The organism is Mycolicibacterium xanthum (assembly GCF_019710635.1).
GTDB classification, from domain to species: Bacteria; Actinomycetota; Actinomycetes; order Mycobacteriales; family Mycobacteriaceae; genus Mycobacterium; species Mycobacterium xanthum.
Genome location: NZ_JAIFZS010000021.1, coordinates 22,186 through 31,661, shown reverse-complemented (window position 1 = coordinate 31,661; position 9,476 = coordinate 22,186). Strand labels below are relative to the sequence as shown.

Below are 9,476 nucleotides of genomic sequence, written 5' to 3'. Positions count from 1 at the left end.
GACCGCCGACGCGGCGGCGAACCTGTGGGACACTTTCACTGGAAGTGCCTTTCCGAGTTGTGCCGATAAGTGCGTAAGGAACACTCATCATCACAGCTCAGAGGGCACTTTCCTCGTCACGACACCCGATGACCAGCCGATTCGTCGGTGGATCGAGGCTTAGGTCTGTACCAGGTTGGCGAATCGTTCTTGAAGACGCCGGCAGAGCGCGTTCCGCTATTGACCGCTCCGCCTCGCCACGCGAGGCGAGGTGAGCTGGACATTATTCTTGACTTTCAGTTTGAAGGTGCTCTTCCGGCAGAGTTGAAAGAAGCACTTCGGAATACTGCCTACCAAATCGTAGGGTTGCTAAATCTACACATTCGCGACTTCATAGTTCCTGCGTTGCCGTTCCAAATCAGGCAATTGGGTGATGACGACACAGCCACCGTAAGTATAGTCCGTTCTATTTGGGTCCAAGAGCGGCAGGACCTAAATGCCCACGAATTGGCGCAGTCGCTCCACGACATCGTGCGATTCTTGATCGATCCCACCAAGGGCGAAAAGTATCGAACGGCGTTGGAACTCTACGCGGCCCATTTCAACGAGCGGCAAGCGCGCGTTCGCTTCCTTCTTCTGGTCATCGCGATGGAAGCTTTGGCCGTGGCATCGCCAAAAGAGCAGCTCGCGTTAGATCTCGTGGACCGATGGAGCGCCGAACTCATAGACGAGATGGCTAAGTACGAGACGACCTCTAGCGAGTACAAAACGCTCAATTCTCTTAGCGGACAAGTTCGTCGACTGAAGGAAAAGTCAATAGGCGCACAGATCGCCGACCTGTTCGAAAATCTCTCCGATGTGAGCGCAGACGAGCGAAAAAAATTGCAGCGCAGAGCCAAAGATGTCTACAACGCGCGAAGCAAGCTCATCCATGACGGTTACCTACCGCTCGGCGAACTCCGTAGCTTTGAAACGGAAGCACGGAAATTGGTAAAGTTGCTGCTGGGCGCTGCAGTGACTCGCAGCAATCCGCCCGCCGGTGTGAGTATCGAGATTTCTGGCTAGTTTGTAGCCACCCGGTGAAATCTAGAACGCCCGAGCATTTGATTGCTGAAGTACATGACCAGTGGTGATCACGCGGCGCCGTCGCCTGGGATGGCGTTGGCTCGCACAACCCTCAGGATGCCCACGATGGTGTCGACATCGGATTCTGAGAACACGGCTTCGGGTCCTGTCGGGGCGCGGTCTGTGTAGGGCGACTCGTAGAGTCGCGCAGGTTCCATGACGCCGTTGGCGGTGAGTTCATTGATGATCAGATTGATGAAGTGGATCTGATCCGCGGTGAACTTCGTGCCGTCGAGATACGCGCCGAATGCCTCTACCGCGGCCTCACGGTCCAAGCCAATGAGGGACCGCACGAACAGGCCCAGCCCGTGGGATTGCTCTATGGCCAGCGCAATGTCGGCAGGCTCGCCGGTGCCGCTGTCGATCAGCATCAGTTCGAGCGCGGCCAGGTCATCGTTGGTGAGCGGCTTGTTTCGGCGCAGCCGTTGTAGCGCGAGGTGGTCATGGTGCTGCTTGAGGTATGCGGAGGCCTTGGCGCGGAAGCGTTCCCAGTTAGTACCCGGGGTGATTCCTGGGAGATCGACCATCGTCGACTCAGACAGCTCATCTTGAAAGTCGGTGTAGACGCGGCTCTTGGTAACCGCGTCGAGGAACTGCAGCAGCCCTCGCAGCCGTAGTCGGGCCAGCTCAAGCATCGGCAAGGTGGCATCGACCCACCACTCGTCGCCGGCGACTTCGTCCAGCAGCAACTGCTGGGCGGCGACCGACGGGATGGTGGTCTTGGTCAGCAGCGACGAGGCGATGTTCTGTACCTTCTCGCGTACCTGTTCAGCTGCCAGCGCATCTCCCTGCAGCTGGGCCAGTTGGCGACGCAGGATCAAAAGGTCGAACCGCTTGGCTTGCTCATCGGAGTCCAATTCACTGGACGGCAACCCGGCGAGATCCTCGGCTACCTCACCGGCGGCCTCTTCAGTGAGCGGTGACCACGCAGACCATTGGGCGTATTGCTCAACGAGACGCCGATGCGGGCGAACGAGGACGTTGTCGAGGTTCATGCCGACTACGACCTTGTGCAGTCCCCACGCGATGTCGACTCGTAGCCCACGCTCAGATTCGGTGCCATGGCCCTCTGCCGGGTCGGCACCGTTCGGCTTGATCGCCGAATCCAGGGCCGTAACCAGACCAACGCGGGTCTCGAAGAGCCTCTGGTTCAGTGACTTCTGCAGTGAGCCTTCGGATGGGGAAAGGTTCTGGCTGAAGTATTCGAGGTTGCCGCAGAAATCGAAGACGTAGAAGTTCGCCTTGTCCTGACCGGGCCCGAACAGGTCTGGGCAGCGCCGGGTGCCACGGCCAATCATCTGCCAGAACTTGCTCTTCGAACGTACCAGTTTGAAGAAGACGAGGTTGACGACCTCGGGTACATCGATTCCGGTGTCCAGCATGTCCACCGAGATCGCGATGTGCGGGGCCTTATCAGGGATGGAGAAGTCGTCGATGAGGCTCTGTGCGTAGCTCATTCCGTGTGTGACGACACGGGCGAAATGGCCAGCGTACTCGGGGTATTGGATGTCGAACCGCTCGGCGATGAACTGGGCATGGTCGCGGTTCTTGGCAAAGATTATCGTCTTGCCCAGTCGGTCCCCAGCCGCGACCTTGTGTCCCTGAGCCATCAGTTCGGCGAGAACCTTGTCAACGGTGTCGGCGTTGAACAAGAACCGATTGAGGTCCTCTGCGGACACCGCATCAGGGGTTTCGCCGTTCTCTCCCCAGTCGAGGACGTCCCAGGCGTCCTTTTCCTCTTCGGTCAGATCGTCGTAACGAATGCCCTGCCGCAGGAACTTTGTGCCCACCGAAATGCCCACCGCGGGAACAAGGAAGCCCTCGGCAACCGCGTCATCCAGGCCATAGGCATCGGTGGGGACACCATCTTCGAGATGGAACAGTCGGTAGGTGTTGTGGTCGACTTCGTCTTTCGGGGTTGCGGTCAGCCCGACCAGCAGCGAATCGAACCAGTCGAAGATGGCCCGGTACTTCTGGTATACCGAGCGGTGCGCTTCGTCGATCACGACAAGGTCGAAGTAGCCAGGCCCGAAGGTGCGTTGACCGCCGTCGATGCTGTTGATGAGATTGAGCATTGTGGGATAGGTGCTGACGTACACCCTTCCGTCGGAGACCTTTTCGGTCACAAGGTTCACGGTCGTGGCATTGGGCAGATGCGTCTTGAAGGCATTGACGGCCTGATTGACCAATGCCGTGCGGTCGGCCAAAAAGAGCACTCGCTTGACCCAGCCGGCTTTCATGAGCTGTTTGACCAGCGCGATGACGGCACGTGTCTTCCCCGATCCGGTGGCCATCACCAACAACGCTTCGCGCTTGCTCTTGGTGAACTCTTCGCCGATGCGGCGGATGGCGTGAATCTGGTAGTGCCGCTCCACAATCACCGAGTCGATAGGGGCGTCTAGCAGCGGCGCGCGGCCCGTGCGTCGGGCGACCATCAGCTCCAGCTCGTCGGCAGTAAAGAAGCCCTGCACCTGACGCGGCGGGTAGCCCGCGGCGTCGTCCCACAGCCAATGCTCATAGCCGTTCGTGTAGAAGATGACAGGACGGCGACCCGTCATCTTCTCCAGGCAGTCGGCGTACAGCTTGGCTTGCTGTTGGCCCTGATCCGCGTTGACGGTGGTGCGCTTGGCCTCCACCACGGCTAGAGGAAGCCCGTCAGCACCCCACAACACGTAATCGGCGTAGCCCACTCCGTTGTTGCTCGGCATGCCGTTGACCTCGAACTCCCGGTCCCTGGCTTCGGACAAAGACCAGCCAGCCTCTCTGAGTAGGACGTCGATGTAGCGGTCGCGGGTCTCGGCTTCTGAGTAGTCGCGGTCATCGGTAGCGGTCTTCGTAGCCTGGGCGGCCTTGATCTGGGCTCGCAGCTCAGCGATTTCGGCGTTGTTGGCGGCGGCTAGTTCGTCCTTCTCGGCCAACGCCTTTGCGTGTGCCTCATCTTGGGCCTCGAACTTGGCTGCCAACGCGGCAATTTCCTCGCGGCTCAGCGGTGCGGCCTTTGCGGCGAGGGCGGGGTCAAAGCGCGCTTTCATCGGCACGGCCTGCGGGGCGGTGGAGTACCGGAACGCGGCCCACAGCATCACGTGGTGTAGCTCTTTGAGGGAATCCAGTGCAGCCCGAGGAGGGATCTGCTTGGTGTCGTGCACGGCGAAGTTACCGAGTTTGCGAATCAGGTTCAGCTTCGCGACGATGCCCATTCCGACCTTGGACTGGAACCCGGTGTCGTTGACCTTGGCTGCTAAGTCAGGTTTGTAGGGCAGCGGCAGCCCGAGAATGTCGTAGAGAAAGTCGACGAGTTGTTCGACGGATCGGCGACTGTAGAAGCATGCTGAGCGCGGATCGCTCGTTGCGTAGCTCTCGGCTCTGGCGCAGTCGCTGTAAATCTCTCTCCAGGCAACCGCTTCGAGGAAGTCAAAGTTACCCATCGTGCAGACTCACAATTCGCCCGAAAAAGCACGAGATTGGAGAGAAACGAAGAGTTCCTCGACAGCTGCCTTCGCCTCCAAGGCAAGCGTTCTCCGTCCTTCCAAGGCGGCTAGAGTCGCGCTGAACTGTCGCTGTAGCTCGAGCGGTGGGAGCGGCAGTGGTAGCGCACGTACGCCAGGCCCGCTGAAGTTCTGCTGGGCGGACTGACGAGAGCCGGACTCAATAATCGATTGAATGGTGGGAGACCGGAGAACGGCCGCGCCGTAGTCTGGCTCGACTTCGTCCCGTAATTGGACTCGGATGAAGTAGGCGCCCGCGATACATGGCGGATCCTTGGCCCTAATCAAGGCCAGCTTCCCTACCGTGGCTCCGGTGCGTGCGAAGACTATGTCTCCTGGTCTCAAGCAGAACTTCTGATGATCAACATCGCTCACCTCCATCCTGGGCATCGAATCGAAATCGAGCCGACCATGTTTGTCGAGATCGGTAATCCGCACGATCCTGATTCCATGCGCTGAGTAGGGCTCGTTGTAGAAGCGCGGGCCATACTGCATCGTTTTAATCTGATCTTCGAAGCGAACTACTTTCCAGGCCTTCGGATTTAAGACGGGGTCACCAAACATGTCATAGAAGATGGACGACGCGAGTGAATCAAACGCAGTCAACGTCTTATGACGCTTTGCGCGGAGTGCGTCAGCTTGGTCGAGGATCGCTGCGATGCGGCGCTGCTCGGCAATCGGCGGAAGCGGAAGCTGAAAGGTACCGAGCGTTTTGGGACTAAGCCGCGGTAGATTCGCGCCGGTAGCCTGCGAAGCTGCGAAATCAACCATCTTTGGCTGATTTAGATAGTGAAAAAGGTATCCGCGGTCTAATAATGGCCCCGGTAGGATCGGCAGTATGTCTGTACTACAGACACCGTGGCCACTAGGTCGAGCAATCTTCCCAAGGTTGGGCCGAAGCTTCCCGAAAAGGACATGTCTGTCCGTGAAGATGTACTTCGTGCTCGTCACGTCCGCACTCGCTAGTGTTTGACCACCGATGATGCGACCGCCTCGTTCGATGTGTTCCAACCCAATGTAGGGAGTGCTGGACTCAAGGCCTGCGGGATCGACTCCCTGGCGTTCGATCGTTGCGATTTCTTGTAACTCCACGGTCGTCACGACGACAGCATCGCCTTCAACTCGGTCAGCCCGTTGGCGATGTCAATCTCAAGCTTTTCGATCTCGGCGATGATCTCCAATGGCGACCGGTACTTGACCAAGTCGTGCACGATCTCCTTGTACCGATTCAGCGACAGGTCATAGCCTTGGGCGACGATGTCGTCTTTGGCAACGCAAAATGACCGCTCGGTGCGGTCGCGCTCTAGCTCCGAACTGTTCCGCAATGGCCACCGCTCTAACACATCGGGGAGATCGTTGGCCTCGACGGGGCTGCGCTTATCATCGAGTGATAACCCGTCGGCTTGGAGATCGTAAAACCACACGTGGTCGGTGCCGCCAGAGTTTGTCTTGGTGAACAACAAGATGGCGGTGGAGACACCGGCGTAGGGACGGAAAACACCAGAGGGCAGCTTGACGACCCCGTCGAGCTTCTGGTCTTCCACAAGCACGCGGCGGAGCTCCTTGTGAGCAGTCGATGATCCAAACAGCACTCCGTCGGGCACGATCACCGCTGCCCGGCCGCCCGGCTTGAGCAGTTTAAGGAAAAGCGCAAGGAACAAGAGTTCAGTCTTCTTCGTTTTGACGATGCGCTGGAGATCCTTCGACGTCGACTCGTAGTCCAGCGAACCGGCAAAAGGTGGATTGGCCAGGATCAAGGTGTACTTGTCGGCGTCCCCGCTTGCCCCCTCCGACAGCGAGTCCCTGTAGCGGATGTCTGGGGCTTCCACTCCATGCATAAGCATGTTCATGCTGCCGATTCGCAGCATCGTGGAGTCGAAGTCATAGCCATGGAACATGCTGGCGTGGAAATGCTTCCGCTGCGCTGCGTCGGTCAGGACGCGGGGGTGGTGCTCGCGAACATGTTCCGCGGCTGACACTAGGAACCCTGCAGTTCCGCAGGCCGGGTCACAGATCTCGTCTGTGGGCTGTGGGTTCATCATCGCGACCATCGTGGCGATGATGTGGCGCGGGGTCCGGAACTGGCCGTTGACGCCGGCGCTGGCGATCTTGGACAGCAAGTACTCATAGAGGTCGCCGTTGGTGTCTCGGTCGGCCATCGGGATGTCGTCGATCATGTCGACCACACGCGACAGCAGTGCCGGGTTCGGAATGGTGAACCGAGCATCCTTCATGTGCTCGGAGTAGGTCGAACCGTCGCCTCGGAGCCCTCGCAGGAACGGGAAAACCTTTTGACTGATCGTGGTGAACATGACTCCAGGTTCGTCGTCCTTGAGGTTCTTCCAGCGCAGGTTCTGCTGATCGGGACCGAAAAGGATGCCCTCTTCGATACCGGTCACCCGGGCCTTCTTCTCGGCGAGAGTGTTGAGATCGTCAAGGCGGCGGATGAACAGCAGGTAAGTGATCTGCTCGATCACCTCGATCGGATTGGAGATGCCGCCAGACCAGAAGGCGTCCCAGACGCGATCAACCTTGCCCTTCAACTCACCTGTGATCACTCCAACGCCCCCAAAGTGTGCTGGTACGAACTGAACAGAACTTTATACAGCGCAGGACCGACATCCTTGACTCCACGCTCAGCGCGGCCTCTCGCAGCGACTCCTCGAGGAAGGAGCAGAACGTTGGAACGGCTCACACGAGTTCTCGGAATCATCTTCAAGTGGATGCATCGAGTAGACCAAGGCCCACGCCGGGTGCGGGCTGCAAGAACCTGGAAAACTTCCCCGAGACTCGGAACTCGTCAAACTCCGGGAACGAATAGCTAGGCCATTCGCCGCCCTTGCGGCGGTCCTCGTCGGCGCAGAAATTGTGCTCGGGATTGCTGGATAAAGTGGTTGCCGTCGACGTGTTGGTAACAAGCACCTTTGCGTTCCGTCACCACACCGGAACGCCAGTTGGCTGCCCAGCACCGCCAGCACTCTCCCCAAACAGCCTTCGAATTGCATCCTCGACTTCAAAGGCTTGGGACCGACCGCTTATAATCGGGATACCGCTTTGTTCGAATGGCTCGATGAAGTATGTATCTACGGCGACCAACAGCAATGGGATACTCATGAATACTGCGAGGGAGGCTTCGGTCGGTATAGCCCGGCTCTCACCAGTAAATACGGCAAGTATTGCGTCGGCGCTGGCCAAGCGGTGAACGGCGTCAAGCCACTGCCTTCGCGGATCGAATTCCGGTTGCGCTATTGGAAAGGACACATCAAGGCGCAAACGCTTGGCGGAGCGGTATGCAGTGCGGTACATCCCGCTTACGACAGGGTCTGTGCCCGGGTTCTGGAACACGATTTCGTCAGGTTCGAACCCATAGCCCGGATTGGGAAGCACTTGGGGCCCAACGATAGCAAGAGAACTCACTGCTCTATCTCCTCCGACTGGGCGTAGATGAACAAGTCGGCCTTGTGCCCATCCACCCACGTAACCGACGCTTGAATAAGCATGGGACCGTAGTAGCTGAAAACGGCGCGAAAGCGAGACCTGCTATGTTCCTGTCCGAGCTCAAATACGGCATGCTTCGGGCCGGCCGACCACCGAACCCTTTCTACGTCAATTGTTTCGACGTCTTCGCACGGATGTGATCGAAGTTCGACAAGAGCTTCGTGGGCTTGGCCGGGTGTAAGCGATGGTCGAACCGCTACGGTCGGGAAGACCCCGCGACTGCGTCTGTATTGCTGTTTTCGCCTCGTGTCCTTGTCGCGAGCATTGAATTCGCGCCACGAGAGTCGATCATTTTTCGCGGCAAAGCGCTCGGGCCGGAACGACCGGTCGTCGCGAGAGAGCGCCTGCCACGACCATCGCGTGCGAATGAGCGGCATGCCCCTCCTCGCTCGGATCAGCGTTCGGGTCTCAACGCGGCAGCGATACTGCTGTGCGTCGGGTAGCCATTTGATGTCGATTCGGTTATAACAATTAATCGGTGACTCGGCGGGAAGCGCAGAGCTTGATGCAGAGCCGCCGCATACCACGAATAACGGGTGAGCGTGCCGTTCCTCTTGCTGAGCCCGCAATGAGTCTTCAGTAAAAGTGAAAGGATTGTGCTTGTGCCCGTGCAGAAGTAGATGAAATCCGTGCTGGCGCAGAATTCGCAACAGGTGGCCTGCGCCATGTATCGAATCGTATCCCCTGCCCTGCTCGGCCAATTCTGGAATCAGAATAGGGTGGTGGTGAACTAAGGCTATTCTGATGCAGTGTTTAGCTGCACCACGCTTGAGCTTGGAGAGTTGAGTTTCCAGCTCATCGAGGGCCTTCTCAGACACGCGACCTCGTTGTTCGTCAGGGGTGTCTTTTTCGACGAACCTGCAGGAGTTGATTTCGGCGATCAGTACGCCGTGTGATTTGACGAGGTCAGTTCGAACGTAAGCGTCGCGCCGGTCATCGGTCCAGTCATCAGCCGTGCCACGAAGATCTACTAGGAAGTGACTCCAAGGCCGCATCCTTGTCTTGCCTGATTTCGCCGTCCAGTCCACGTCGTGGTTGCCAGGAACGATCGCCAGCGGTCCGAGCGAAGCATTGTCGTAGCACAGTGCCTCACAAAACAGACGAGCTTGCTCGAATTCTGCAGGTGAAGCCGTTTGGGTTAAATCGCCCGTTAGGCACACTATCTGGGGTGCTGCATCCTCTATCTGAGCAAGGTCGGCGCGAATTGACTCAGCGAGCGACGGACCTCCACTGACGAAGTCGCCGGCGGGCGTTTTCTCGCCCCCAAAAATGTGCTCCTTTCCGAAGTGGACATCAGATAGGTGAATGATCCTCAGCGACTGGCCACCCTGCGGTCCTCTATACCCCACCACCTCTCGCATGCTAGCGCCTGACAGCCGACGTGGATTT

At 58.3% G+C, this 9,476-nt stretch carries 5 protein-coding genes; 1 reads left to right on the top strand and 4 read right to left on the bottom strand.

What is annotated here, in order from left to right:
* The first annotated feature begins 519 nt into the window (after positions 1-519).
* Positions 520-1,044: a HEPN domain-containing protein gene (locus JDV09_RS10585; RefSeq protein WP_221369080.1), complete on the top strand. Its 525-nt coding sequence runs from the start codon at positions 520-522 to the stop codon at positions 1,042-1,044.
* 68 nt (positions 1,045-1,112) lie between these two features.
* Here JDV09_RS10585 and JDV09_RS10580 read toward each other — a convergent pair whose 3' ends face one another.
* The 4 genes from JDV09_RS10580 to JDV09_RS10565 all read right to left on the bottom strand — a co-directional run bounded on the left by JDV09_RS10580 (position 1,113) and on the right by JDV09_RS10565 (position 9,448).
* Positions 1,113-4,529, bottom strand: a complete 3,417-nt coding sequence (locus JDV09_RS10580) for a DEAD/DEAH box helicase family protein (protein ID WP_221369079.1) — start codon at positions 4,527-4,529, stop codon at positions 1,113-1,115.
* Between the two features lie 9 nt (positions 4,530-4,538).
* Positions 4,539-5,690 carry a restriction endonuclease subunit S gene (locus JDV09_RS27260; protein ID WP_221369078.1) on the bottom strand — a complete coding sequence of 384 codons (1,152 nt, stop codon included), beginning with the start codon at positions 5,688-5,690 and terminating at the stop codon, positions 4,539-4,541.
* Positions 5,687-7,147 carry a type I restriction-modification system subunit M gene (locus JDV09_RS10570; RefSeq protein ID WP_221369077.1) on the bottom strand — a complete coding sequence of 487 codons (1,461 nt, stop codon included), beginning with the start codon at positions 7,145-7,147 and terminating at the stop codon, positions 5,687-5,689. Before JDV09_RS10570 ends, JDV09_RS27260 begins: the two co-directional genes overlap by 4 nt.
* Before the next feature lie 855 nt (positions 7,148-8,002).
* On the bottom strand, positions 8,003-9,448 hold the full coding sequence (locus JDV09_RS10565) for a metallophosphoesterase family protein (protein WP_221369076.1): 1,446 nt from the start codon (positions 9,446-9,448) through the stop codon (positions 8,003-8,005).
* Positions 9,449-9,476: the final 28 nt, after the last annotated feature.

What these genes read in the sequence shown, in the direction of transcription:
- JDV09_RS10580 (WP_221369079.1), bottom strand. Translation starts at nt 4,529, where the DNA reads ATGGGTAACTTTGACTTCCTCGAAGCGGTTGCCTGGAGAGAGATTTAC.
- JDV09_RS10565 (WP_221369076.1), bottom strand. Translation starts at nt 9,448, where the DNA reads ATGCGAGAGGTGGTGGGGTATAGAGGACCGCAGGGTGGCCAGTCGCTG.